The following is a 25,505-nucleotide window of genomic DNA, read 5'->3' on the forward strand; positions in this document are numbered from 1 at the left end:
CGTAAGTTAGCTCTGGGCGATTGGCATCGCGTTGCCTTAGGTTAATCCGGCGTCGGACTTGCGACTGTTCGCGTCAAGGACGCCTGCGCGGCACGCCAATTGCCGCTTGCTGAATGCCGGATCGTCTTAGGCAGTTGTTGGCAAAACGGCAGGTATGAAGCGAAAGCAGAACTTGAATAAAATGAAACAAGAGTCTGCTCCGTCCCGCAGAGCCGGCCGGGACTCCTTGCTGCAGGAACGCCTCAGGCACGCAGGATGTGCGGCTGGGGCAGAGCTGACCCAAGCCCGTCATCGCCCTGCAGCTGACGGCTGCGCGGTATTTCTTTGCCGGAACGGAAAGAACCGTCCCGTTCAGCCCGCTTGCGGACGCCAGGCGACACGGGCCTCCCCGGCCAGCATCCCGTCCTTGGCGCGGTCGAGCCGCAGATAGGCAATGCCCTTGCCGCCGGATTGGGTGAACAGCGTGCCCGCCGGCTTGCCGTCTGCGGTGATCTCCGTGCCAACCGGCGCCGTGCCGTCCACGTCCACTGTGCGGAACCCTTTGCGCAGCTCGGTCTTGTGCTTCATCCGCGCCGTCACCTCCTGGCCGACATAGCAGCCCTTGCGGAAATCCACACCGTTCAGCGCCTCGAAACCGGCTTCCAGAATATAGCTCTCCGGCCCCAGCTCAATGCCGGTCTCAGGGATGCAATGCGCCACCCGGATCGCATCCCAGTCGCTGCCGTCATCGCCGCCCTCGGCGCCGTACACCCGCCAGCCCATCGCCGCATGGCGCGGGTCGGCATGGGCGCCCGCGGGCGGCTCCCCTGTGCCGCGTTTCACCTGCAGATCGGTCATCTCCACCTGCACATCGGCGCGCAGCCGGTACATGTTCAGCCGCTTCAGCAGCCCCTCGGCCAGCGACGCCTCCACATCCAGCAGCACCGCCTCGCCGTCCGCGGCCAGAAGGAAATCCGCCAGATACTTGCCTTGCGGCGTCAGCAGCGCGGCATAGACCAGCCCGCCGTCCAGCCGGTCCACATTGTTGGTGACTAGCCCCTGCAGAAAGGGTTTGGCGTCACTGCCAGTCAGGCGCAGGATGCGGCGGTCGCTCATTTTGTGTCTCCGGTGTGGCTAAGGGGACGTTTCATAGTGCCGCCCAGTGATATAGGAAGCAGGGCGGAAGAAAACAGGAATTCCTGCCATGCCCGCGCCGGTCAGCATCATCATTCCCACCCTGAACGCAAGCGGGGAGCTGCCCGCCGCCCTCGAACATCTGATGGAGGGTCTGGCCGCCGGGCTGATCCGCGAGCTGGTGGTCAGCGATGGCGGCTCAAACGATGAAACCCGCGCCATTGCCCACTCTGCCGGGGCGGAATGGATCAGCGGCGCCGCGTCGCGCGGCGGCCAGCTGCGCCGGGGCTGTGCGGCGGCCAGGGGCAGCTGGCTTCTGGTGCTGCACGCCGACACCCACATGGAACCGGGCTGGGCTGCAGCCGTGGCGCAGCACTTGCAGGACGGGCAGGGGCGCCCCGCCTATTTCCGGCTGCGGTTCCGGGCCAAGGGGCTGATGCCTGCCTTGGTTGCCGGCTGGGCCAATCTGCGGTCCCGCCTGTTCGGCCTGCCCTATGGCGATCAGGCCCTGCTGATCCGGCGCGATATGTATGAGGCCGCGGGCGGCTACCCGGATCAGCCGCTGATGGAGGACGTGGCCCTGGTGCGGCGCCTGACGGGGCTGACCGCTTTGCCCTGCGCGGCGCTCACCAGCGCGGCGCGCTATCAGCGGGCCGGCTGGCTGCGGCGCGGGGGGCGGAACCTGTGGACGCTGATGCGGTATTTTCTGGGAGTGAAACCAGAAAGGCTGGCAAAGGCCTACAGTAAATGAAATGCCGCTCCCGGCCGAGGGGCCGGGCAGCGCCCGACCGCCCCCGACCGCCCCCATGGGCGGGCGCTTCGCTTCCGCCCGCGGTCTGGCACCGCCCTGCGCTTTCTAAGATGAAAAATGGACGTCAGCCGAACACCTTGCGCGAGAACCGGCGGAACCAGCGTTCCTTGCCGCTTGCGCCGCCGCCCGGCACCTGTTCCGCCTGAGCGGCAATGCCGGCAGTATCCACCACCGTCTTGCCGTCCTGGAACTGCAGCCGGTACAGGTCGGCATAGACGCCGCCGCGCGCCAGCAGTTCGTCGTGCGTGCCCTGGTCCAGCACCCGGCCGCGGTCCATCACCACGATCTTGTCGGCGTTGCGGATGGTCGACAGCCGGTGCGCGATCACCAGCGTGGTGCGCCCGCCGGCCAGCTTGTCCAGCGCCTGCTGCACCACCTTCTCGGATTGCGCATCCAGCGCCGAGGTGGCCTCGTCCAGCAGCAGCACCGGCGTGTTGCGCAGCAGCGCCCGCGCAATCACCACCCGCTGCCGCTGGCCGCCCGACAGGGCCGAGCCGCGCGGGCCGACCCGGGTGTCCAGCCCATGTTCCAGCTTGGGCAGGAAATCTGCCACATGCGAGGCCTCCAGCGCCGCCTGCAGCTCCGCGTCGCTGACATCGGTGCGGCCCAGAACGATGTTTTCAAGCAGGGTCTCGTCAAACAGCATCGCATCCTGGGTCACCACCGAAAACAGCCCGCGCAGATCGGCGGTTGTCAGATTGGTGACCTCAACCCCGCCCACGGTCACGGATCCCGCCTGCGGATCCACCATCCGGGTCAGCAGGTTGAAGATCGTCGATTTCCCCGCACCTGATGCGCCCACCAGCGCGGTGGTCTTGCCTGCTTCGGCCTCCAAAGTCAGCCCGTGCAGGATCCGTGCGTCGCCGTAACTCAGATCGACGCCGCTCAGGCTGATGGCAGGCAGCCCCTCGGGTGCCGCCTGCGGCTGCTCCGGCTCGCTCAGCAGGATCGGCGCATCCAGCAGCTCCTTGATCCGCTCCAGCGCTGCCGCGGCGCCCTGCCAGACGCCGGAAATATTCGCCAGCCGCCGCATCGGCTCGAAACTCAGCCCGATCGAGGTGAAAAAGCTCATGAACTGGCCGACGGTCTTTTCGCCGGCAATGATCTCGTTGCCGCCATAAAGCAGCACCGCCATGAAACCGACACCGGCCATGATGTCGGTCATCCCGGAAATCGACGAGGTGCCAAAGGCCGCCTTCACTTCCGAGCGGACAAAATCATCGGTGCGTTCGGAAAACCGGTGGACCTGATACTCCTCCAGCCGGTTCAGCTTGACCGGCACGATGCCGTGGAAAATCTCGTCCAGCCGGGTCGCCAGATCGGCGCCCAGATCCCGGGCCCGCGACGCCTTCTTGCGCACATAGCGCTGAATGGTCGAGATCGGCAGCAGCAGCACCGGCACCCCGATCAGCAGGATCAGCGTCCAGCGCCAATCAATGCTGAAGGCCACGCCCAGCACCGCCACCAGCGCCACCAGATCGCGCCCCGCGCCGGTGATCACCGCCTGCCAGACCGCGTTGATCGCATAGACATCCGACTGGATCCGCTGGATCAGCAGCCCCGGCGGATGCTGCTGGTGAAATGCCGGGTCCTGGCGGATCAGCCGCGCCAGCATGTCCTTGCGCAGATGCGCCGCCGAGGTCTGCGAGACCTTGCTCAGCAGCACCTTCTGGGTGACGCTGGACACGCCGCGCATGGTGAAAATCGCCAGAAACGCCAGGCTGACCCAGACCAGCGCGTCGGAATTGCCGGCGACAAACACCAGATCGAACATCGGCTGCATCATGTAGCCAAGCGCGCCCATGGTGGCGCCTTCCAGCAGCATGAAGATCGCGGCGATGCCCAGCAGCCCGATGTAATGGCGCAGATAGCCGCGCCACAGCCAGCCGAACAGCTCGCGGGAGGATTTGTGAGGCTTGCTCATGCGGGGAGGGTCCGGCAGGGAGTTCGGGTCATTTCGCGCCTTTTCTGACATGCCGCAACCATTTAAGCAGGTCGGTTGCAGGGCGCAAGCAATTCGCCGTGACGCGGCAGCGGGCGGAAACGCCCCCGCAGGACGGCCGCAATGGCCCGGGCCGCGTGTCAGCGGCCGCTTGGAAACAGGCGCAAGGCGGGCTTCAAGCCTTCCGCGCGTTCAGGCGGATGTCCAGCCTGGTGATAAGATGGTTGATCAGCACCGCCAGCACCAGAACAGGCACCATTCCGTACATCACCCAGACCACAAAGAAGATCCACACCAGGTTGATCCCGGCAAAGGTGATTGCGGCGATGAAGAAATCCGGCACGCTGGCCGGCAATTCAGGGTCACGCATGACAATTCTCCCGGTTCTGCCCCAAAATAGTAGTCCAGCAGGGGGGAATGTCCGGTAAAACCAGCGCGATCCGGCGGCCGTTGGCAAGTTTCAGCCGGCCCGTGCCGAAGCCAGCGCCCGCGGCAGCGCCGCGGCAAAGCCATCCAGCTCCGCCTGCGGCCCGCAGCTCACCCGGATGCAGCGGTTTTGCGGCGCGGCAAAGGGCATCCGCACAAAAATCCCCTGATCCACCAGCGAATCCAAAACTGCCTTGGCAAACACCCCGTCCCGCCCGCAGTCAATCGCCACGAAATTGGTGGCCGAGGGCAGGGCGCTCAGCCCGTTGTCCGCCGCGATCCCGGCAATCCGGGCACGGGCCTCAGCGATCTGCGCCAGCACCTGCGCCAGCCAGTCCCGGTCCTGCAGCGCCGCCAGGGCGCCGGCCTGCGCCGCCCGGTTCATGCCGAAATGATTGCGCACCTTGTTGAAGGCTGAAATCAGATCCGGGTGCGCCATCGCATAGCCCGCCCGCGCCCCGGCCATGCCATAGGCTTTTGAGAATGTCCGCATCCGGATCACCCGCGGGTCATCGGCGCTGACGGGGGCTGCGGTGCCCTCGGGCGCGCATTCCACATAAGCCTCGTCCAGCAGCAGCAGGCAGCCCGCAGGCAGATGGTCCAGCGCCGCGGCGATCTCAGCCCCCTTGTGCCAGCTGCCCATCGGGTTGTCGGGATTGGCCAGATAGACGATCTTGGCATCGACTTCTGCCGCCTTGGCAAACAACGCCCCGACATCCTCGCGGTCGTCCCGGTACGGCACCGTATGCAGCACCCCGCCGAACCCGGCCACATGATAGTTGAATGTCGGATAGGCCCCGAGCGAGGTCACCACCGCATCGCCCGGCCCGATCAGCAGCCGCACCAGATACCCCAGCAGCCCGTCGATGCCTTCGCCGACAATGATATGCTCCGGCCGCACCGCGTGATGCGCCGCCAGCGCCTGGCGCAGATCATGGCTTTGCGCATCGCCGTATTTCCAGATCTCCGCGGAAGCCTGCGCCATCGCCGCAACCGCCTTGGGCGAAGGGCCGAATATGTTCTCATTGGCGCCTAGCCGCGCGGCAAAAGCCTGGCCGCGGGCGCGCTCCTGGGTTTCGGGGCCGACAAACGGCACGGTGGCGGGCAGGGATTGCGCAAGCGGGGTATAGCGGGGACCAGTCATGCGTGCAGATAACCGCAAGCTCGCGAAGGGGGCAAGGCTTGCGTCGCCGCAGCCGCCCGCGCAGATCTGCACGGGATCTTTCAGGAATTCTTTCATGCGTTTTGTCTGCGCCCTGCTGGCCGCAGCCCTTGCCTGCCTCCTGTTCTGGCCGGTGCCGGTGGACCCCATCGCCTAAGATCCGCCTACCGCGCCCGGGTCCACCGGCCCTGGCTCATGAGGGACAGGGCAGGCCGGCGCGAGGTCTTCCTCAATAGCCTCCCCGGCTATCCTGGCAACCTCGAGGCGCAGGGCGGCGGCACCTATTGGCTTGCCTTTGCCAGCCCGCGCCTGCCGCCGGAAAAGCTTATGCCCTATCCGTTTCTGCGCAATCCGATCTGGCGGCTGGGGCCGCTGGTGCGCCCGGCCCCGGTGCATCGCGGCATGCTGATGCAGTTCGACGGGCAGGCGAACATCCTGCGCACCCTGCAGGATCCGGACGGGCGCCTTGGCGTCACCACCGGCGGCAAGAGCGCGGGCGGGCGGCTTAATGTGATGACGCTCGGCTCTCCCTGGTTCGCCCGCCTGCCGCTGGCGCCCTGATCCTGCCCCCACGTAGCACTGGCAACCCTCCCGCATCCGGGGCAGGCTGGCTGCAGATCAGCAGCGGGGAACACACCATGGCCCGAGTCACCACCGGCTACAAGGACCACATCGCCTATGTCACGCTTGCCCGCCCGGACAAGCACAACGCCCTCGACGATGCGATGATCGAGGCGATCATCGCCGCCGGGCAGGAGGTCGCCGCCTCGGATGCCCGCGCGGTGGTGCTGGCCGGATCAGGCAAAAGCTTCTGCGCGGGCCTCGACATGGCCAGTTTCACCAGCCTGATGCAGCGCGACCTGAACAGCCTGGTGATGGAGCGGACCCACCATGACGCCAATGCGTTCCAGGAGGTGGCGATGGTCTGGCGCCGGGTGCCGGTGCCGGTGATCGCTGCCATCCACGGCGCCTGTTTCGGCGGCGGGCTGCAGATCGCGCTGGGCGCCGACATCCGCATTGCCCACCCCGAGGCGCAGCTGTCGGTGATGGAAATGAAATGGGGGCTGATCCCGGATATGGGCGGCATGGCGCTGCTGCCGCGGCTGCTGCGCTCCGACGTGCTGCGCCGGCTCACCTACACGGCCGAGAAAATCGGCGCCCGGCAGGCGCTGGACTGGGGCCTGCTGAGCGAACTGTCAGACAGCCCGCTGACCCGCGCCCAGGAGCTGGCCGCCGTCATCGCAGCAAAAAGCCCCTCCGCCATCCGGGCCGCCAAACGCCTGATCGCTGTCGCCGAAAGCGGCGCCGCCCAGGCCGATGTGCTGCTGGCGGAAAGCGCCGAACAGCTTGAGCTGATCGGCAAGCCGGATCAGATGGAGGCGGTCGCCGCACAGCTGCAAAAACGCTCTGCGGACTTCGGCTGACGCGGCGCCCGCTTCCGGCTGATGCCGTGCCCTGCATTCTTCTTTGCGGCGCAAATACGCCCGTCCCGCGGCCGGGCAGGCCGCCTTGCCGCCTTGCCGCCGAGGGCGCACGCGCGCCCGGAACCGGCGCCGTCCTGTCGGCTGGCCTTCGGAAACCGCAACAGTGCTTTCTCGTCAATTTTTCCGAATATCCGCTTCTGCCGGCGGGAAACCGCCGCCAGCCGGCAGAAAAATGCCGCGTAGAATCAGCAGAAACCCCGATTAACTTTTTGGCAACATTTGCGGGCGAATTCTGCCGTCAGCAGGGCACAAATCAGGCCAATCGAGCATTCGGAATTCTGCTGCCGGGAGGCCCGTTCGGGCGCCGGATGGCTGGTTGCGCTCTGAACACCTGCAGTACATCCGGCTGAGGCGCCCCTGTCTCAGGACCGGACTTCAGAAAGGAGCGAGGCTGATGCAAATGGTGCAGAAAAAATGGTTCATCTTGTTTGAAAGCGGCGCCCTGCTCTCCCGCACCGGGGACAGGATCACCTATTTCTATGACGAGGCTCTGAGCTTCGCAGACCGCGAGGCGGCCCGGCGCTACCTTGCGGCCAATGGAAACAAGGTCAGCTGCACCGGCCTGCGCCCGTCGCTGACCGAAGCGGCCTGAAAGGATGGCTTGCCGCCAGCTGCAGGCCCCCGGCGGCAGAGGCGGCGATGCCTGGCGCGGCACGCTGGCTGCGCGCCGTCAGCGGGGTGATGATCTCCGCCTCGGCGCTGGTGTTCTGGGCCTGGACCAGCGGCGCGGGACAGGCGGCAGAGGATCAGCCCGTCTGGTTCACCCTGACCGCATTGCGGTTTCTCTGGCTGCCGTTCCGCAGCGGTGCCGGGCTGCGCCCGGCGGTCAGGCCTCCGGCCCGCCAGCCCCTGACCCGCCAGCCTCTGACCCGCCAGCCCCTGACCCGCCAGACATGAAAAAAGCCGCGCCCTGTGCAGGCGCGGCTTTCTGTTCAACTGATCTGCGGCCGGCTTACAGCGACGCGTCGTAGATCTTTGAGATATTAGCCCCCAAGGCGGCATCGTACTCCGCATCGCTCATGGCGGCGTTCAGCCCTTCGGTCAGCGCCCGGCTGAACGAGGCGATCATCTTCCTGTTCTGCGACAGGCGCGCGCAGGCGGTGTCGGTGCTGTAGCCGCCGGACAGCGCCACAACGCGGACCACATTGGCGTGATCCGCCAGATCATCATAAAGGCCCGGTTTGGTCGGGATGGTCAGCTTCAGCGCCACCTTGCAGTCCGCGGGCAGGGCATTCAGCTGCTCCAGGATCTCCGTCTTCAGGACCTCTTCGGCCTCTGCCTTGGTTGCGGAATTGATGTCCACTTCCGGCTCGATGATCGGCACCAGGCCGGCCGCGGCGATCTGCCGGCCCACTTCGAACTGCTGGGCGGCAACCGCCTTGATGCCCGCGGCATTGGCGTCCTTGATGACCGAGCGCATCTTGGTGCCGAAAATACCTGCATCATTGGCCCGGGCCAGCAGCGCATCCAGCTCCGGCATCGGTTTCATCATCTGCACGCCGCTCGCTTCTTCCGCCAGGCCCTTGTCGACCTTCAGGAACGGCACCACGCCGCAGCTGTTCCACAGATACTCAGCCGTCGGTGTGCCGCCGATGGCACTGTCCATGGTCTTCTCAAACAGGATCGCGCCCAGGATCCGGTCCTTGCCGAAGCTCGGCGAGGTGATGATGCGGGTGCGCATCTTGTGGATCTCGGCGAACATCTCGTCGTCGTTTGAATAGGCGTCTTCATTCACGCCATAAAGCTTCAGCGCTTTCGGGGTCGAGCCGCCCGACTGGTCCAGCGCGGCGATAAAGCCCTTGCCGTTGGCGATGCGGTCGAGTTGTGCCTGATGTACGGAAGCGTCTTTGGCCATAATGCGTCACTCTTCTTGGGAATGGTCTGTCTTGGCGCTGTCTATACCGCGAATCCGCTGGAAAACAACGGGGTGTTGCGCTAACGGCGCCAGGATTTGCCGCCTGCGGCAGCAGATCGCGCAGCAGATCGCGCGGCGCCGCGGCAGCAGGCGTCAGCCCAGCCAGTCCTTGCGGGTGACCGCGTCATTCAGCGCAATCAGATCGCCGCGCAGCTCTTCCAGGCTGACCGGCCCGCCCAGGCACACCCGCACCGCTTCCTCCGGCTGGCCGGTGACGGTGAAGGCATCGCTGGGCAGGATGCCGATCTGGCGGGTCGCCATGCGGCCCATCACCTCGGCCCGGCTGGTGCCGCGCGGCAGGGTCAGCCACAGGTTGAAGGCCAGCGGGTCCGCATCGGCGGAGCACGCCTGCAGCACCTCCGCCGCCAGCGCCTGCCGCGCGGCCGCGGCCTTGCGCACAAAGGCCTGGATCTCCGCCGCGGTGCCGTCCTCGATCCAGCGCCCCAGCAGCGCCAGGTTCAGCGGCGACACCATCACATGCATCGACCGCAGCGCCTGGCTGAACTGCCCCATCAGGCCGCGCTGCGGCACCGTGGTGCAGGCCAGCCGCAGCCCGGCGCCGAAACATTTGGACAGGCCCGCCACATGCCAGCCCAGATCCGGGATCAGGCTGCTGATGGCGGCCGGCGCCTCCTGGGCGACAAAGCAATAGGCGTCATCCTCGATCAGCGGCAGCTCATGCTTTTGCAGCACCGCGGCAATCTCCTGCCGCCGCGCCGCGGGCATGGTGCGGGTGGTCGGGTTCTGCAGGGTCGGGTTCAGATACAGCGCCGCCGGCCAGTGGCCGGTGACGGCCTTTTCCAGCGCCTCCGGCAGAATGCCGTCACGGTCTGCGGCCAGTCCGATCAGCCGGATCCCCAGCCGGGCCGCAATCGACCGCAGCCCGGGATAGGTCACAGCCTCGCACAAAACGGTCGAACCCGGCGCGCAGAGCAGCGTCAGGATTGCATAGAGACTGGCATGGGTGCCCGGCGTGATCGCCAGCCGTTCCGGCGCGCAGGGCAGGTGGTTTGCCTGCAGTAAATCCGCCGCAATGGCCCGGTCCTGCGGGCTGCCGGTCACCGATTGATAGCGCAGCAGCGGCATCAGATTGGCCGAGACATGCTCCAGCCCCTTTTGCATCTGCGCCAGCAGCGCCGGGTCGTCCGGCTCCGGCGGCATGTTCATCATCGGGTCTTCCTCCAGCGCCCGGCGCGGATCGGGGCGTTCCGGCAGCGCGTCCGGCGCCTTCACGAATGTGCCGCGGCCGACGAAGCTCTCGATATAGCCGCGCCGCACCGCTTCGGCGTAACCGCGGGCGACGGTTGAGAAATCGACGCCCAGATCCTGCGCCACCCGCCGTTGCGGCGGCAGCCGGTCGCCGGGGGACAGCACGCCCGCGCCGATATCCGCCTTGATCGCTTCGGCGATCTCCACGTAGCGGGGCTTGCCGCTGTTCAGGCTGGAAGGGGTCCAGGGTTTCATCTGCGCTGTCTCCCGCCGGTGTTCCGGCGCATTGTGTCATGATTGATCGGTTCAATGCCTGATTTCCGCCGTCAATGCAACTTCAATGAGGGTATATTGACTTTATGTTGATTGCATTCAATGCGGGAATCACTGTATCAGGCGGCAAACCCAAGGAGACGCCGCGATGACTGGGATGGATGTTTTGCAACAGGACCAGCGGGAGCTGAAGCCGGCCTTGCTGAAGGGGCTGCGCCTGCGCTGTCCGAACTGCGGCGAAGGCAAGCTGCTGCACAGTTATCTGAAAGTGTACGACGGCTGTTCGGAATGCGGTCAGGAATTGCACCACCAGCGCGCCGATGACGGCCCGGCCTATCTGACCATCCTGGTGGTGGGCCACATCCTCGGCTTTGCGCTGCACATCGTCTATACGCAATTGCGCCCGGACCCCTGGACCCTGGCGATCATCATGTCGGTGATCACGGCGGGGGCGTCGCTGGCGATGCTGCCGCGGATGAAGGGGCTGGTGGTGGCCTATCAATGGGCCAAGCGGATGCACGGTTTCTGAACCGGCCTGAATGAAATCAATAAAAAGGCAAAAGGCGGGCCGCTGGCCCGCCTTTTTCTGTATGTTCCCGGCGCCGCGCAGCGGCGCCGGGCCCAACGGACGCTGCTCACGTGATGTGAGCCAGGCGGCGGGCGGGAGACCCCTGCCTGCCGCACGATCCCTCAGACCAGGCGCGAGGTGTCTTTGGCGGCGCGCACGAAATCGTCAAACAAAGGATGCGGCGCAAACGGCTTGGACTTCAGTTCCGGGTGGAACTGCACGCCGATGAACCAGGGATGGTCTTTCCATTCCACGATTTCCGGCAGGCGGCCGTCGGGCGACATGCCCGAGAAGTTCAGCCCGCATTCTTCCAGCTTTTCGCGGTATTTGATGTCCACCTCATAGCGGTGGCGGTGGCGTTCCTCGATATGGGTGCTGCCATAGGCGGCGGCCACTTTGGAGCCTTCGGTCAGCGCCGCGTCATAGGCGCCCAGGCGCATGGTGCCGCCCTTGTCATCATCGGCCTTGCGGCTGATCTTGTGATTGCCCTGCACCCATTCCTTCAGGTGATAGACCACCGGTTCGAACCGTTTCCTGCCAGCCTCATGGTCGAATTCCTCGGACCCGGCCTCGGCAATGCCCGCGACGTTGCGCGCGGCCTCGATGACCGCCATCTGCATGCCGAGGCAGATGCCCAGATAGGGCACCTTGTTTTCGCGCGCATATTGCGCCGCCTTGATCTTGCCCTCGGTGCCGCGCTCGCCAAAGCCGCCGGGCACCAGGATCGCGTGGTATCCCTGCAGGTAGGGGGCGGCGTCTTCCTTGTCGAACAGCTCGGCGTCGACCCATTCGATCTTCACCTTCACCCGGTTCGACATGCCGCCGTGGGTCAGCGCCTCGGCGATGGATTTATAGGCGTCTTCCAGCTGGGTGTATTTGCCGACAATGGCCACCTTCACTTCGCCTTCGGGGTTGTAGATGCGGTCGGCCACATCTTCCCAGCGGGCCAGGTTCGGCTTGGGGGCAGGGGAGATGCCGAAAGCATCCAGGACCGCCTGATCCATGCCTTCGCGGTGATAGGCCAGCGGCGCCTCGTAGATCGATTTCAGATCCTGCGCGGCAATCACCGAGTCGGGGCGCACGTTGCAGAACAGCGCCAGCTTTTCACGCTCTTTCTTCGGGATCGGCCCTTCGGAGCGGCAGACCAGGATGTCCGGCGCCAGGCCGATCGAGCGCAGCTCCTTGACCGAGTGCTGGGTCGGTTTGGTCTTCAGCTCGCCGGACGCCTTGATATAAGGCAGCAGGGTCAGGTGCATGAACAGGCACTGGCCGCGCGGCTTGTCCTGGGCGAACTGGCGGATCGCCTCGAAGAAGGGCAGGCCTTCGATGTCGCCGACGGTGCCGCCGATCTCGCAGAGCATGAAGTCCACCTCATCCTCGCCGATCGAGATGAAATCCTTGATCTCGTTGGTGACATGCGGAATGACCTGGATGGTCTTGCCGAGGTAATCGCCGCGGCGCTCTTTCTCCAGCACGTTGGTGTAGATCCGGCCCGAGGAGATCGAGTCGGTCTTGCGGGCGGGCACGCCGGTGAAGCGTTCGTAGTGGCCCAGGTCCAGATCGGTCTCGGCGCCGTCGTCGGTGACAAAGACCTCGCCGTGTTCAAACGGGCTCATCGTGCCCGGATCGACGTTCAGATAGGGGTCCAGCTTGCGCAAGCGAACGGAGTAGCCGCGCGCCTGCAGGAGCGCGCCAAGCGCTGCCGAGGCCAGGCCTTTGCCCAGAGATGAAACAACACCGCCAGTAATGAAAATGAAACGCGCCATGAGTATCGGCTGCCCCCGTGAGAAGTCAGATTTCAGCTGCCCGGCGGGTTTTGAAACAGGTTCAAAAACCGCTGCACCACGGGACTTTATATATAAAGGATTCGCGCGACATACGCAAGGGAACCGCAAGATGCTGTTGCGGCTCCTAAAACCCTCTCAAGGTGTAGTGTATCAGTCTGCGCTGGGAACCAGCGGAGCGTTGTCGCCTTCGCTGGGCGGCAGCAGATCGCTGCCCAGCGGCGCCGCCGGTGCGCCCGGATCTTCGGTCTGCGGCACGGCCAGACGGTCGGTGACCGAGGCGCCCGCTGATTTCTGCGCGGCCAGAACGGTCAGGGTGATCGAGGTGCAGATGAAGGCAATCGCCAGCAGCCAGGTCAGCCTGCTGAGCGCGGTGGCTGCCGCGCGGCCGGAGATCGCTCCGCCGCCGCCGCCGCCGCCCATGCCAAGGCCGCCGCCTTCGGAACGCTGCAGCAGTACAACTGCAATCAGGCCGAGAGCCAAAAGAAGATGGATGATGAGAACAACGTTTTCCATGGGTCCCTGCGGCGGTTGGCTGAGTATCGGGCGGTAAATAGGCAAGATTGACCGGGGGGGCAAGGGCGGAGTTTGCTTCGCCTTGGAGCATCGGCGTGACGTGCGGTCAGAGGGCCTGTTGCGGCCTTTGCGCAGTGCATTGTGACTGGACGCGGGCCCTGGCGGCAGGGCAGAGTTTTTTCATGCCTCATGATGACCCTGACCACCCGCACGCTCTTTTACCGCCGGAACCCGCCTTGCGGGTCAAAGCGCTGGAAACGATTCTCGTTGAAAAAGGGCTGATTGATCCCGCCGCGCTGGAGGAGATCATCGAGACCTATCAGAACAGGATCGGCCCGCAGAACGGCGCCCGGGTGGTGGCGCGGGCCTGGAGCGACCCGGAGTTCAAGGCGGCGCTGCTGGCGGATGCCGATCCGGTGCTGGCAGACCTGGGCTATTACGGCCGCCAGGGCGAGCATATGGTGGTGGTGGAGAACACGCCCGCGCAGCACAATATGGTCGTTTGCACCCTGTGCAGCTGCTACCCGTGGCCGCTGCTGGGCATTCCGCCGGGCTGGTATAAATCCGACGCCTACCGCGCCCGGGCGGTGCGGGAGCCGCGCAAGGTGCTGGCGGATTTCGGCGTAACCCTGCCCGAAGGCACCGCGGTGCGGGTCTGGGATTCGACCGCTGAGGTGCGGTATCTTGTGCTGCCGGTGCGCCCCGAAGGCAGCGCGGGTCTGAGCGAGGATGATTTGGCGGCGCTGGTCACCCGTGACAGCATGATCGGCACCGGTCTGGCAAAAGTGCCGGAAGGGGCGCCGTCATGACCCGGGTGCATGACATGGGCGGGCGATTCGGCGACGGCCCGGTGGTGCCGGAAGCCGCGGATGCACCGGTGTTTGCCGAAGACTGGCATGCCCGCGCATTGGCGGTGACGCTGGCCTGCGGTGCGCTGGGGCAGTGGAACATCGATACCTCGCGCCATGCGCGCGAGCGGCTGTCTCCGCAGGATTACAGCCGCTTTTCCTACTATGAGAAATGGATCGCGGCGCTGGCGGATCTTCTGGTCGAAAAAGATGTGCTGACGCGGGAGGATCTGCAGGGCAAGGGCGCGGCGGGGCTGCACGCGCTGGCGGAACGGGCCTTGACGGCCAAGAATGCCGCCGCTGCGCTGGCCAAGGGCGGCCCGGCGGACCGGCAGGGCGGGCCGAAGCCGCGGTTCAATCCGGGGCAGGCGGTGCGGGCGCGACTGCCGGCGGATAATGCGCTGGTGGACGGCGGCCACACGCGGCTGCCGCAATATGCCGCCGGGGCGCGCGGTTATATTCTGCGGATGCATGGCACCCATGTGTTTCCTGACAGCAGCGCGCATGGGCTGGGCGAGGCGCCCGAGCCGCTGTATGCGGTGCGGTTTCCGGCGCGCGTGCTGTGGGCGCATGCAGAACACCCGGGGGACGAGGTGGTGCTGGATCTGTGGCAAAGCTATCTGGAGCCGCTATGAGTGACTGTGCAGGCATATCCGCGCCGGAGCCTGTGTTTGCCGAACCCTGGCACGCGCAGGTCTTTGCTCTCACGGTGCAACTGAACGAGGCTGGGAGGTTTACCTGGGCGGACTGGGTGCAGCGGTTCTCGGCCACGCTGAAACGCCACGGGCTGAACCGGGAGCTGGATGGCGGCGAGGATTATTTCCGCGCCTGGCTGGAGACGCTGGAGCAGGTTCTGGCCGATGACGGCACGGCCTCCCGCGCCGAGGCCGAGGGGATGCGCAGCCGTTGGGAGGAGGCCTATCTGTCCACCCCGCATGGCGCGCCGGTGCATCTGCAGGGCTGAATGCGCCCGCAGGTCCGGCCGCCGGGGGGCATTGCGCCCTAAGCGGGTCTGTCTGTCTGTCTGTCTGTCTGCTGACGCTTTGTCTTATGTCGGGGTACCGGATAGCAAGGGGGGCGGCGCCGCCGGTGAGAGGATGGACAGACCCCGCAGGGCCTGCTCGGACAGGAGTTCCTGAACGACCCCCTTATTATCGGGGCCGGTCTCCGGGTGCTGCGCAGGCAGCCGCACAGATGCCTGTGCCTTGTATCATGGCCCCGCGCGCGGAGCCATGGCGGGCGATCGATCAGCTGGCAGTCTGTCCGACGGGGATGAGGATCGCGTGAAGCGTGCGTGCGGCGGGTGCGCAACACCCGCCCGGTATCAAGGCGCGGCAGCGCCGCCGGGCGAGCGCCTGCCCGCCCCAACGGGCTGGCGCTTTCGAGACGGCAGTGCTCCATTAGTAACTCGTACGGATGTTGCGGGGATAAATTGCCCCGCACAAGCGCAGCGGCGCCCCCCCCGCGGGCAGACGCCCGCCCTTTTGCCGAAGGGACGATTGCCCTTTTTGTCAGTTCGGGAATCAGCGGCAAGCCGGCGCATTCGCGCCCGCCCAGGCAGGCGCAGCCCTTGGTGATCGGGCTGAAAAGGGTGTCTGGCGTCTGACTGCGGCGAAAAACCGGTTCCCCTGCCGGTGCAGCATCGCTATATGAGCGTGGGTTTGAACCAAGACTGTAAAGGACCGGATATGGCCAATGTCGTCGTAGTCGGCGCCCAGTGGGGCGACGAAGGTAAAGGCAAGATCGTGGATTGGCTGAGCGAGCGTGCGGACGTGATCGCGCGCTTCCAGGGCGGCCACAACGCCGGCCATACGCTGGTCATTGACGGCAAGGTCTACAAGCTGCACGCGCTGCCCTCGGGTGTGGTGCGCGGCGGCAAGCTGAGCGTCATCGGCAACGGTGTGGTGCTGGACCCCTGGCACCTGATGAAAGAGATCGCCACGGTCCAGGCGCAGGGTGTGGAGATCTCGCCGGAAACCCTGATGGTTGCGGAAAACACGCCGCTGATCCTGCCGCTGCATGGCGAATTGGACCGGGCGCGCGAAGAGGCGGCCTCGAAAGGCACCAAGATCGGCACCACCGGCCGCGGCATCGGCCCGTGTTATGAGGACAAGGTGGGCCGCCGTGCGATCCGCGTGGCGGATCTGGCCGATGAGGCAACGCTGATTGCCCGTGTCGACCGCGCGCTGCAGCATCATGATCCGCTGCGCAAGGGGCTGGGCGTCGATCCGGTCGACCGCGACGCGCTGATCGAGCAGCTGAAAGAGATCGCACCGCAGATCCTGCCCTATGCGGCGCCGGTCTGGAAGGTGCTGAACGAGAAGCGCAAGGCGGGCAAGCGGATCCTGTTCGAAGGCGCGCAGGGCGCCCTGCTGGACATTGATTTCGGCACCTATCCCTTTGTGACCTCCTCCAACGTGATTGCGGGCCAGGCGGCCACCGGCGTGGGCATCGGCCCCGGCTCGATCGATTATGTGCTGGGCATTGTCAAAGCCTATACCACCCGGGTCGGCGAAGGCCCGTTCCCGACTGAGCTGTTGCAGGCCGATGGCTCGCCGGATGCGGATGGCCAGCGTCTGGGCGAGCGCGGCCATGAGTTCGGCACCACCACCGGCCGCCAGCGCCGCTGCGGCTGGTTTGATGCCTGCCTGGTGCGCCAGACCTGCGCCACTTCGGGCATCAATGGCATTTCGCTGACCAAGCTGGATGTGCTGGACGGGTTCGAGACCCTGAAGATCTGTGTCGGCTATGAGCTGGACGGGGAACGTCTGGACTACCTGCCGACCGCGGCAGACCAGCAGGCCCGCTGCACCCCGATCTACGAGGAAATGCCGGGCTGGAGCGAAAGCACCGAAGGCGCGCGCAGCTGGAACGACCTGCCGGCCAATGCGATCAAATACGTGAAACGGGTGGAAGAGCTGATCGATTGCCCGGTGGCATTGCTGTCCACCAGCCCGGAGCGGGACGACACCATTCTGGTGACCGACCCGTTTGCCGACTGATGGCCGGGAGCAAGGGGCTGAGCTACAAGGCCCGGCGGCGCTGGGCGCTGGTGATCCTGCTGGTCGGGATGCCGGTCTACATCGTGGCCGCGGTCACGGTGATGAACTGGCTGGACCGGCCGCCGCTGTGGCTGGAGCTGCTGGTCTATGTGGCGCTGGGGGTTGCCTGGGTGCTGCCGTTCAAATTTGTGTTCCGCGGCGTCGGCCAGGCGGAGCCGGACGCGGAAGATCAGTAAGCGCAGGGGCGCTGCCCCGCAGGTTTGAAGGGGTAGAGGGGCGCTGCCCCTCAGGTTTGAGTGGAGAGGGGCGCTGGCCCTCAGGTTTGAATGAAGAGGGGCGCTGGCCCTCTTGGCCCTGCGGGTCAATTCACCCCGGGGTATTTCTGCACAGATGAAGCAGCATCTGGCCGGTGGAACGGAAAAAGGCGGCCCCGGAGGCCGCCTTTTTTGTGTGTTCTGTCCGGGGTGTCAGCCTGCGGCGCGTTTGCCGGGCTTGAAGCCGATGTCGCCGGAGGCGGTGAACTTGCCGTTGCCGGAGCGTTCGATCTTGCCGTCGCGCAGGAGCTGGCCGAAGGAGCGCAGCCCGTCCTCGCGGTTGAAGTCGCTGCTGCCGGCGCTGCGCGCCTTGCTCATCAGCTGCGGGCGCGAGAAGTGGTCGCGGCCTTCGACAAAGCTGATATAGGCGGCGGCGGCTTCCAGCAGCTCATGCAGCTCGGCGGCGCCGCGGTCGGCGGCGTAGGAGGCAAAGCCGCTGCTGCCTTCGGTGCCGTCGTCCAGAACCCCAGCCGAGACCCGGCGCGGGCGCACCGGCTGCTGCGGCGCGCTGCCTTCGTCAATGCGCTGTTCGGCCACCAGTTTCAGCGGCGCCGGGCGGGCGGCCGGGGCGGCCGGGCGTTCCGAGGCGTTCGGGCGGGGTTCCGGGCGGCGCGGGCGGACCACGCTGGCCAGGTCTTCGCGGTAGGGTTTGGCGCCATCGCTGCCTGCGCTGACGGCGGCAGCGCCTTCGGCCTTGGTGGCGGCGACGGCGGCGCGCAGCTGGCTGTAGGCCTCGCGGGAAGAGGTTGTGTCCGGGTCTTCGAGTTTTTCGTCGGCGGCGGCCATCAGCCGGGAGACATCGCTGTCCGGCAGCCCGGCGGCTGCGGGCTGGGCCGGGGCTTCGGCATCGGGCGATTCAGCGGCACCTTCATCCGCCTCGGAGGCGGCGAGGATCTCGGCCTCCACCTCGGCCAGTTCGCGCATCAGGTCGGCTTCGTCGTCTTCCGAAAGGGACGGCTGGGCGGGCGCCGGGTCTTCGCTGGCATTGGTTTCCTGCAGCTGTCCAGAGGCGACGGCCTGGTCAAAATCGGCGCGTTTGACCTTGGTGATCCGCACCCGGGCCGGAGCAGGCTTGGCGGCGGCCTCGTCAGCGGTGCTGCCGGCGCCGCGGCTGTCTGCGGCATCTGCGGTATCTGCAGCAGCCGGCGCAAGGTCTTCATCCTGCAGGCCGGCAAACAGGCTGCCGCCGTCTTGTGCGGGCGCATCGCTTGCTGTTTCGGCGGCCCCGGTGTTCAGGTCCAGGCGGTCCAGTGCCTTGGCGATTGCATCGTCGCCTTCATCATCGAAGTCCGGCGCGCCGTCGCTGCCATCCTCCAGCAGCGCGCTGGTGATGTCCTCGGCTGCGCTTTCCAGCACATCGTCGGCATGTTCGTCTTCGGTGAAGTCTTCGACAGGGGTCTGTGCCACCACCGCGCGGATGCGCTGCAGCTTGGCGGCGATGCTGTCGGCGGCCGGCACGGTGTCTTCTTCGCGGCGGACGGGCGCTGCGGCGTGTTCTTCGGTTTCCGCCTCGGTCTCGGCCTCCGGCTCGTTGACTTCGAGCAGTTCGACGGAAGAGGAAGCCTTGGCCGGAGCGGAGTCTTCGCTTGCGGTTTCCAGCACGGCGGTGATGGTTTCTTCGGCTTCGGCTTCGGCTTCGGCTTCGGCTTCGGCTTCGGCTTCGGCTTCGGCTTCGGCTTCGGCTTCGGCGATTTCTGCGGCGAGTTCTGCGGCGGCGGCCTTGGCTTCTTCGGCAATGGCTTCGGCAGCGGCTTTGGCCTCTTTGGCTGCAAGCCTGTCTGCCTGAGCTTCGGCCTCAGCTGCTGCGGGCTGTTCCGCCGGCTCCGCTGCCGCCGGGGCAGGGGTTTCGGCGGCTTGGTCCGCGGCGGGTGCCGGAGCGGGCTGTTCAGCAGCCGGCGCAGCGGCCGGTGCGGTTTCTGCCGCAGGTGCAGGTGCAGGTGCCGGAGCGGCAGCCGGGGCCGGCGCCGGGGCTTCGGCAGCAGCGGCGCCAAGGGCCGGGGTGGCGGCGCGCAGGTGAATGCCGCCGTCGCTGGTGCGGGCCTCGACCTGGCGGGCAATTTCGCGCTGGGCGATGCGGGCCAGCATGTCGGCGTCGGGTTGCGGCGGTTCCGCCCCAAAGTAACGGTCATCGGAAGCCAGGTCGCGGAAGTACTCGGCAATCGCCTTCATTGTGCCGAAGGAATCCTCGAACCCTTCCAAAGTGCAGGAAAAGGTTCCATAGGATACGGTCAAGACTTTGTTGTTATGTACCATCAGCTCGCTCGTCTTCGTCACATCAGTTGTTATTTACCATATGGGCTTGAAGGACCAATTTTGCTCGAATCCGTGCAATTGATCGTATCATTTTGTGTTCACATTGTGACTTGTTTCCAAAACTGCCAGGAATGCTGCCCATGAATCATCTGATTGTTGAGGAATTGGAACCAATCACCCTGGTTGGCGGCGGTGAGCTGGCCTCCGGCGCGCTGGAAGAGGCGCTGGCGCTGGCGCCGGTGCTGGCGGCGGCGGATGGCGGCGCGGTTGCGGCGCTGGCGGCGGGGCATGTGCCGCAGGCGGTGATCGGTGATTTCGACTCGCTGCCCGGGGATGTGCGGGGCCGGCTGCCGCCGGGCAGCCTGTTTCCGGTGGCGGAGCAGGACAGCACCGATTTCGACAAGGCGCTGCGCAGGATTGCGGCGCCGGCGGTGCTGGCGGTGGGGTTTCTGGGCGCACGGGTGGATCACCAGCTGGCGGCGTTCAATACGCTGGTGCAGGGGCATCCGGCGCCGTGTGTGCTGATCGGCGAAACCGAAGTGATCTTTCACCTGACCCATGCGGTCGAGCTGCCCGCAGAGGCGGGGGAGGTGATCTCGCTGTTTCCGATGCAGGAGGTGACCGGGCGTTCGGAAGGACTGGAGTGGCCCATCGGCGGGCTGCGGATGTCGCCGATGGGGCGGATCGGCACCTCGAACCGGGCCACCGGGCCGCTGCGGCTGGTGCCGGAGGGGCCGGGGCTGCTGGCGATCGTGCCGCGGCGGCTGCTGGCCGAGGTGGTGGCGGCGGTCAGGCTGGACCTCGGGCAGGATCTCAGGCGGGGTTGATCCGTTCCTCGGTTTCCGAGGCCTTGCGCTCGCGCAGCACCGCATAAAGCCCGGCGCTGATGGTCAGCAGGATGCCGAAGGCGGCCAGCGTGTTGGGCAGCTCGGAAAAGATCAGCCAGCCGAAGAACACCGCCACCGGGATTTCCAGGTATTGCATCGAGGCCAGCGTGGCGGTGGGGGCAAAACGCAGGCTCCAGGTCATCAGCAGATGCGCGATGGTGCCCAGCACGCCGGTCGCAGCCAGCAAGCCCCAGGTGTGGCTGGGCGGCATGTCGAAGTTGAGGCCGACCAGGCCTGCATTGTCACCGAACCACAGCATCGGCAGCATGAACAGGCTGGCCAGTAGGCCGGAGACCGCCTGCAGCGAGACCGGTTCGGTCTCCTTTGCGATCTTGCGGGTGGCCAGCATGAACAGGGCAAAGATCACCGCCACCAGCACCGGCCACAGGGCGTTCCAGCCCACCGCGGCAAAGCTTGGCTGAATGACCAGAAGGGTGCCGGTGAAGCCGGCCGCGCAGGCGCCGAGGCGGCGCAGCCCGACTTCTTCGTTCAGGACGTATTTGCCCAGGAGCAGCATGATGAAGGGCATCACAAAGGCAATCGCCACCGCATCGGCCAGGGGTAGGTATTTGAAGGCGGTGAACATGGCGCCGACGCCGCCCATTTGCAGCAGGGTCCGCAGCAGCAGGTAAGGCAGCACATGCCGCGGCATTCTCAGCGAGCAGCCCAGCAGCCAGGCAAAGGGGACCAGCAGCGCCGCCTGAAAGGCGAAGCGGGCAAAGACGATCTGCCCCACGGGAATATGGGCGCCCAGCAGTTTGGCGATGGCGTCGCAGACCGGGATGGTCACGCAGAAGCCCAGCATCAGGGCAATGCCGAGGAGGGGGCGGTCCTGTATCATGGCGCCACGCTAGGCCGGCGCGGTGGGCGGTGCAAGCTGGAGTTGCGGGGGAAAGAGGAGCGCTGCACTCTTTTCGGGAGGTGGTGCGCCGCGGCACGGCCCGCGCCTGACCTTGCCCCCGGTCAGGCGCATACGCGCCTTCCCAAGGTCAGCCACGGGCCTTGTGTCACGCTCTCTTTGCAGGACAGCGGGGGCTCAGCAGTTGGGGACGTTCACCGCCAGGCCGCCGAGCGAGGTTTCCTTGTATTTGTCATGCATGTCGGCGCCGGTCTGGCGCATGGTTTCGATGCAGGCGTCCAGCGGCACGAAGTGCTGGCCGTCGCCGCGCAGCGCGAGGGAGGCGGCGGAGACCGCCTTGATCGCCGCGAGGCCGTTGCGCTCGATGCAGGGAATCTGCACCAGGCCCTTGACCGGGTCGCAGGTCATGCCGAGGTGATGCTCCAGCGCGATCTCGGCGGCGTTTTCCACCTGTTCGGGGGTGCCGCCCATCACCGCGCAAAGGCCGGCGGCCGACATCGCGGCCGCCGAGCCGACCTCGGCCTGGCAGCCGGCTTCGGCGCCGGAAATCGACGCGTTGTATTTGACCAGGCCGGCGATGGCGGCGGCGGTCAGCAGGAAATCCTCGACATGGGACTCAGACGCGCCAGGCACATGGTCGAGGTAGTAGCGGATCACCGCCGGCAGGGTGCCTGCGGCGCCATTGGTCGGCGCGGTCACAACCTGGCCGCCGGCGGCGTTTTCCTCGTTCACCGCCATTGCATAGACGCTCATCCAGTCGTTGATGGTGTGCGGCGCGGTCAGGTTCATGCCGCGTTCGGCCAGCAGCGCGTCATGGATGCCCTTGGCGCGGCGGCGCACATTGAGGCCGCCGGGCAGGATGCCGTCGCGCTCCAGCCCGCGGTTGATGCAGTCGTTCATCACCTGCCAGATGCGGGCGGTGCCCTTGGACAGGCTTTCGGGGCAGCCGCGGGCGATTTCATTGGCGCGTTTCATGCCGGCAATCGATTTGCCGCTGGATTTGGCCATCTCCAGCATCTCGGCCGCGGATTTGAACGGGTAGGGCACCGGGTCGCCTTCGTCGGTCGCCTTGCCCTGGGCCAGTTCTTCCTCGGTGACGACAAAGCCGCCGCCGATCGAATAGTAGACCTGTTTCAGGATCACGTCGCCCTGGGCGTCGGTGGCCATCAGGATCATGCCGTTGGCGTGGCCCGGCAGCGCGTGATCGTAGTCGAAGATCATGTCGGCCTTGGGGTCGAAGTGCAGCTCGCCCAGACCCTCGGGCTGCATCTTGCGGGTTTCGGCCAGTTCCGCAAGGAAGGCCTCGGCCTTCTGATCGTCGTAATCATCGGGGCGGAAGCCGCCGAGGCCGAGAATGGTGGCGCGGTCGGTGGCATGGCCGACGCCGGTGAAGGCCAGCGAGCCGTGCAGCGAGGCGCGCAGCCCGTGGAATTCGAACGGCGAGGCGCGCATCACATCGAGGAACCGCGCGGCGGCGACCATCGGACCCATGGTGTGCGAGGAGGACGGGCCGATGCCCACTTTGAACATGTCGAAAACGGAGAGGAACATCAGGTGGCTGATCCTTCTGGGGGATTGGCATAGGCGGGGGAGGTGAACGGGGCGGCACCGAGGCCCTCGGCCTGGCGCGCGGTGGTAACGGCCGTGCGGTGTTCCAGCCCGGCGCAGAGGCGCTGCAGGCTGGGGTATTCGGCAATGCGGAACCAGGATCTGTCCGCATCGGCAGGGTAGAGCGCCATCCAGCGCATCTGGCAGGCCAGGTAATAGTCCAGAACCGAGGGCTGCGGTGCGCCCAGCCAGGCGGGGCGGCCGGCGGCGGCGCGGTCCAGATTGGTCAGATGCTGGTGCAGCCGCTGGCGCAAGACGGACTGCAGCTGTGCCTGCTGGGCCTTGTCCGCGCCAATGTATTGCTCCGGGTAGAACAGCATCCGCAGGTCGGCGTGCAGGGTGTTGGAGGCAAAGAACAGCCATTTCAGAAACGGCGCGTAATCCGCGCTCCCTGCCGCCGGGGCCATCGCCCCGTGCCGGCCGGCCAGCCACAAGAGGATGGCAGCGGTCTCAAACAGCGGCCCGTCCGGCGTTTCCAGCACCGGGATCAAACCGTTCGGATTGAGCGCCCGGTATCCGGCGCTGCGCTGGGCCTTTGCCCGGCGGTCGACCAGCACCGTTTCATACGGCTGGCCAAGCTCCTCCAGCGCCAGCCGGATGACCAGCGAGGCATTGTCAGGGGCGAAGTGAAGACGGTATTCGGGTTTCATGGCGTAACAATATGTCGCAAACCTCCGCCGCGTGTGTCCATTTCCGGCGTTTCCAATAGGAAACCCGCCTTTGTGATGCCTGATTCCCTGCCGCCCTGCACAGCGGCGGATCCCTGCCTGCGGCACAGGCGGTCATTGCCGCCGGGCGGTGCAGACAAAATGGGTCAGCGACAGGAAGAACCGCCCCTCGGCGGCCAGTTCCTGCTGTTCCTGCGCCCAGGCGGCGGCATCGTCGGGGTCGGTGGCGCCGATGTCCACCGCAAAGGCGCGGATCAGCTGGATCATCATCGCCGCCAGCCCGTCGGGGCGCAGGGCGGTGTCGCAGACTGCAACCGGGTGCATCCGCTGCATTTCAAATCCGCAGCTGCGCAGTTCGGCCGGCAGTTTTGCGGGCAGATCACGCACCGCCATGTGGCGGTTCCAGGCCTCCAGCATCCGCTCCATGCGCCGGGTGTTGTCGCTGTGCCAGGCCAATGTGCCCCAATGCATGTCGCCCGCAACCAGCCGCCCGCCCGGCTGCAGCACGTTGTGCAGGGCGCTCAGGGCAGGGCGGCGGTCGTTCAGATATTCGAAGACTTGCAGCGAAACCGCCTTGGTGAAGCTTTCCGGCTCAAACGGCAGGCGTGCGGCATCGCCCTCGGCCAGGGTGGTATTGGCGCGGCCTGCCAGCCGGTTGCGGGCGGCGGCCAGCATGTCGGGGCTGGCGTCCAGGCCGGTCACATGGCCGGCGGGGCCGACGGCGCGGGCCAGCTCAAGTGTCAGCAGCCCGTTGCCGCAGCCCAGATCCAGGATGCGGTCGCCCGGCAGCGGCGCCAGCGCGTCAAAGCTGGCCCGCCGCCGCTGCGACACATCGGCGCCCTGATAGGCGTCTTCCAGGACGCGGGCGGTTTCTTCGTCGAATTGCAGCATGGTTCTGGTCCCCCAAGTTGAAAATCAATAGCCCGGCTGCGGCGCATTTCCAGCCGCGGTGCCGGAAACCGCTGCAAGCCCCCTCGCGCAGAGGCGCCAAACCGCCTATAACCGCCGCAAACGCGTATTCATGGAGGCCCCCGATGACCGGAGAGCTGTCGCCGATCGACAAGGCGAAATTCGTGGCTGCCAAACGGGCGGCTGAAATGGTTGAGGATGGCATGCGGGTTGGTCTTGGCACGGGCTCGACCGCCGCCTGGCTGGTGCGCTGCCTGGGTGAGATGGTGAGCCGCGACGGGCTGAAGATCACCGCCGTGCCGACCTCTAGCCGGACCGCGGCGCTGGCGCGGGATGTGGGCATCAATGTGGTGTCGCTGGACGAGGCCAAATGGCTGGACATGACCATTGACGGCGCCGATGAGTTTGACGCCGATCTGAACCTGATCAAGGGCGGCGGCGGCGCGCATCTGCAGGAGAAGATCGTTGCCACCGCATCGGACCAGATGGTGGTGATTGCGGACGCCAGCAAGTCGGTCGAGAGGCTGGGGGCCTTTCCGCTGCCGGTCGAGGTGCTGCCGTTCGGCTGGCAGAGCAGCCAGGCGCTGATCGAGGAAACCCTGGTGTCGATGGATGTGATGGGCCGCACCACCACCCTGCGGATGAACGGCGATGCGCCGTTTGTGACCGATGAGGGGAATTACATTCTTGACCTGCATCTGAAACGCATCGGTAACGCGCGTCAGCTGGCGCTGGTGCTGAACCAGATCCCCGGCGTGATCGAGAACGGGCTGTTCATCGACATCTGCGACACGGTGGTGATCGGCTATGGCGACGGCCGGGTCGAGGTGCGCGACATCAACGAGGGCACGGTTGAGAAAGACAGGCTGGACTTTGCCGAGACCGACAACCTGTTCACCGATCTGACGGATTGAGGACCGGTGCAAACCTATGGTGCGCCCGGCCGGCAGGCCG

At 66.1% G+C, this 25,505-nt stretch carries 26 protein-coding genes; 13 read left to right on the plus strand and 13 right to left on the minus strand.

All coding sequences use genetic code 11. The annotated features are described in order from the left end of the window. Positions 1-351: 351 nt before the first annotated feature. Positions 352-1,095, minus strand: a complete 744-nt coding sequence (gene ygfZ, locus METH_RS05205) for a CAF17-like 4Fe-4S cluster assembly/insertion protein YgfZ (RefSeq protein WP_024089374.1) — start codon at positions 1,093-1,095, stop codon at positions 352-354. Positions 1,096-1,183: 88 nt separating this feature from the next. Between ygfZ and METH_RS05210 the strand changes: the two genes are divergently transcribed. Beyond that, positions 1,184-1,864, plus strand: coding sequence for a TIGR04283 family arsenosugar biosynthesis glycosyltransferase (locus METH_RS05210; RefSeq protein ID WP_024089375.1), 681 nt, complete (start codon positions 1,184-1,186; stop codon positions 1,862-1,864). A gap of 124 nt (positions 1,865-1,988) precedes the next feature. Here METH_RS05210 and METH_RS05215 read toward each other — a convergent pair whose 3' ends face one another. The 3 genes from METH_RS05215 to METH_RS05225 all read right to left on the minus strand — a co-directional run bounded on the left by METH_RS05215 (position 1,989) and on the right by METH_RS05225 (position 5,436). Then, positions 1,989-3,848 (minus strand): ABC transporter ATP-binding protein, encoded by a 1,860-nt coding sequence (locus METH_RS05215; RefSeq protein WP_024089376.1) that lies wholly within the window; start codon positions 3,846-3,848, stop codon positions 1,989-1,991. Between the two features lie 193 nt (positions 3,849-4,041). After that, positions 4,042-4,236: a hypothetical protein gene (locus METH_RS05220; protein ID WP_024089377.1), complete on the minus strand. Its 195-nt coding sequence runs from the start codon at positions 4,234-4,236 to the stop codon at positions 4,042-4,044. Between the two features lie 90 nt (positions 4,237-4,326). After that, positions 4,327-5,436 (minus strand): pyridoxal phosphate-dependent aminotransferase, encoded by a 1,110-nt coding sequence (locus METH_RS05225; RefSeq protein WP_024089378.1) that lies wholly within the window; start codon positions 5,434-5,436, stop codon positions 4,327-4,329. A 213-nt stretch (positions 5,437-5,649) separates the two neighbouring features. On the opposite strand from METH_RS05225, the gene METH_RS05230 reads away from it, so the two are divergent. The 4 genes from METH_RS05230 (at position 5,650) to METH_RS05250 (ending at position 7,835) form a co-directional block, all read left to right on the plus strand. Then, a complete protein-coding gene (locus tag METH_RS05230) occupies positions 5,650-6,015 on the plus strand; it encodes a hypothetical protein (RefSeq protein WP_024089379.1) in 366 nt (121 codons plus the stop codon). 77 nt (positions 6,016-6,092) lie between these two features. Beyond that, a complete protein-coding gene (locus METH_RS05235; RefSeq protein ID WP_024089380.1) occupies positions 6,093-6,878 on the plus strand; it encodes a crotonase/enoyl-CoA hydratase family protein in 786 nt (261 codons plus the stop codon). A 454-nt stretch (positions 6,879-7,332) separates the two neighbouring features. Beyond that, on the plus strand, positions 7,333-7,530 hold the full coding sequence (locus METH_RS05245; RefSeq protein WP_024089382.1) for a hypothetical protein: 198 nt from the start codon (positions 7,333-7,335) through the stop codon (positions 7,528-7,530). Between the two features lie 47 nt (positions 7,531-7,577). Then, positions 7,578-7,835, plus strand: a complete 258-nt coding sequence (locus tag METH_RS05250; protein ID WP_024089383.1) for a hypothetical protein — start codon at positions 7,578-7,580, stop codon at positions 7,833-7,835. 55 nt (positions 7,836-7,890) lie between these two features. On the opposite strand, the gene METH_RS05255 is transcribed toward METH_RS05250, so the two are convergent. Further along, entirely contained in the window at positions 7,891-8,793 is a 903-nt protein-coding gene (locus tag METH_RS05255) for a fructose bisphosphate aldolase (RefSeq protein ID WP_024089384.1), read from the minus strand. A gap of 153 nt (positions 8,794-8,946) precedes the next feature. Then, complete coding sequence (locus METH_RS05260) at positions 8,947-10,317, minus strand: aminotransferase-like domain-containing protein (RefSeq protein ID WP_024089385.1); 1,371 nt, start codon at positions 10,315-10,317, stop codon at positions 8,947-8,949. 166 nt (positions 10,318-10,483) lie between these two features. Here METH_RS05260 and METH_RS05265 point away from each other — a divergent pair, with 166 nt between their 5' ends. Continuing rightward, the gene (locus METH_RS05265) at positions 10,484-10,864 is read left to right on the plus strand and encodes a DUF983 domain-containing protein (protein ID WP_024089386.1); all 381 of its coding nucleotides are present in this window, start codon (positions 10,484-10,486) and stop codon (positions 10,862-10,864) included. Between the two features lie 161 nt (positions 10,865-11,025). On the opposite strand, the gene METH_RS05270 is transcribed toward METH_RS05265, so the two are convergent. Beyond that, the gene (locus METH_RS05270; RefSeq protein WP_024089387.1) at positions 11,026-12,669 is read right to left on the minus strand and encodes a CTP synthase; all 1,644 of its coding nucleotides are present in this window, start codon (positions 12,667-12,669) and stop codon (positions 11,026-11,028) included. Between the two features lie 171 nt (positions 12,670-12,840). Next, a complete protein-coding gene (secG, locus tag METH_RS05275) occupies positions 12,841-13,203 on the minus strand; it encodes a preprotein translocase subunit SecG (RefSeq protein WP_024089388.1) in 363 nt (120 codons plus the stop codon). A gap of 182 nt (positions 13,204-13,385) precedes the next feature. Between secG and nthA the strand changes: the two genes are divergently transcribed. The 5 genes from nthA to METH_RS05300 all read left to right on the plus strand — a co-directional run bounded on the left by nthA (position 13,386) and on the right by METH_RS05300 (position 17,289). After that, entirely contained in the window at positions 13,386-14,012 is a 627-nt protein-coding gene (gene nthA / locus METH_RS05280) for a nitrile hydratase subunit alpha (protein ID WP_024089389.1), read from the plus strand. Beyond that, entirely contained in the window at positions 14,009-14,686 is a 678-nt protein-coding gene (gene nthB, locus METH_RS05285; RefSeq protein WP_024089390.1) for a nitrile hydratase subunit beta, read from the plus strand. The genes nthA and nthB overlap by 4 nt, the downstream gene beginning before the upstream one ends. Next, positions 14,683-15,015: a nitrile hydratase accessory protein gene (locus tag METH_RS05290; protein WP_024089391.1), complete on the plus strand. Its 333-nt coding sequence runs from the start codon at positions 14,683-14,685 to the stop codon at positions 15,013-15,015. The genes nthB and METH_RS05290 overlap by 4 nt, the downstream gene beginning before the upstream one ends. 724 nt (positions 15,016-15,739) lie before the next feature. Then, positions 15,740-17,053 carry an adenylosuccinate synthase gene (locus METH_RS05295; RefSeq protein ID WP_024089392.1) on the plus strand — a complete coding sequence of 438 codons (1,314 nt, stop codon included), beginning with the start codon at positions 15,740-15,742 and terminating at the stop codon, positions 17,051-17,053. After that, positions 17,053-17,289 carry a DUF2842 domain-containing protein gene (locus tag METH_RS05300; RefSeq protein WP_024089393.1) on the plus strand — a complete coding sequence of 79 codons (237 nt, stop codon included), beginning with the start codon at positions 17,053-17,055 and terminating at the stop codon, positions 17,287-17,289. Before METH_RS05295 ends, METH_RS05300 begins: the two co-directional genes overlap by 1 nt. Before the next feature lie 231 nt (positions 17,290-17,520). On the opposite strand, the gene METH_RS24290 is transcribed toward METH_RS05300, so the two are convergent. Next, positions 17,521-19,641: a chemotaxis protein CheA gene (locus METH_RS24290; RefSeq protein WP_169731235.1), complete on the minus strand. Its 2,121-nt coding sequence runs from the start codon at positions 19,639-19,641 to the stop codon at positions 17,521-17,523. A gap of 119 nt (positions 19,642-19,760) precedes the next feature. On the opposite strand from METH_RS24290, the gene METH_RS05310 reads away from it, so the two are divergent. Then, a complete protein-coding gene (locus METH_RS05310) occupies positions 19,761-20,447 on the plus strand; it encodes a thiamine diphosphokinase (protein ID WP_024089395.1) in 687 nt (228 codons plus the stop codon). On the opposite strand, the gene METH_RS05315 is transcribed toward METH_RS05310, so the two are convergent. From METH_RS05315 to METH_RS05330, 4 genes are all read right to left on the minus strand, one after another. After that, positions 20,434-21,348: a DMT family transporter gene (locus METH_RS05315; protein WP_024089396.1), complete on the minus strand. Its 915-nt coding sequence runs from the start codon at positions 21,346-21,348 to the stop codon at positions 20,434-20,436. The genes METH_RS05310 and METH_RS05315 overlap by 14 nt on opposite strands. Before the next feature lie 195 nt (positions 21,349-21,543). Continuing rightward, a complete protein-coding gene (locus METH_RS05320) occupies positions 21,544-22,917 on the minus strand; it encodes an L-serine ammonia-lyase (protein ID WP_024089397.1) in 1,374 nt (457 codons plus the stop codon). Next, positions 22,917-23,624, minus strand: coding sequence for a glutathione S-transferase family protein (locus METH_RS05325; protein WP_024089398.1), 708 nt, complete (start codon positions 23,622-23,624; stop codon positions 22,917-22,919). The genes METH_RS05320 and METH_RS05325 overlap by 1 nt, the downstream gene beginning before the upstream one ends. A 132-nt stretch (positions 23,625-23,756) precedes the next feature. After that, complete coding sequence (locus METH_RS05330; protein WP_024089399.1) at positions 23,757-24,533, minus strand: methyltransferase domain-containing protein; 777 nt, start codon at positions 24,531-24,533, stop codon at positions 23,757-23,759. Positions 24,534-24,676: 143 nt separating this feature from the next. Here METH_RS05330 and rpiA point away from each other — a divergent pair, with 143 nt between their 5' ends. Further along, positions 24,677-25,465: a ribose-5-phosphate isomerase RpiA gene (rpiA, locus tag METH_RS05335; RefSeq protein WP_024089400.1), complete on the plus strand. Its 789-nt coding sequence runs from the start codon at positions 24,677-24,679 to the stop codon at positions 25,463-25,465. Positions 25,466-25,505: the final 40 nt, after the last annotated feature.

Source organism: Leisingera methylohalidivorans DSM 14336 (assembly GCF_000511355.1).
Classification (GTDB): Bacteria; Pseudomonadota; Alphaproteobacteria; order Rhodobacterales; family Rhodobacteraceae; genus Leisingera; species Leisingera methylohalidivorans.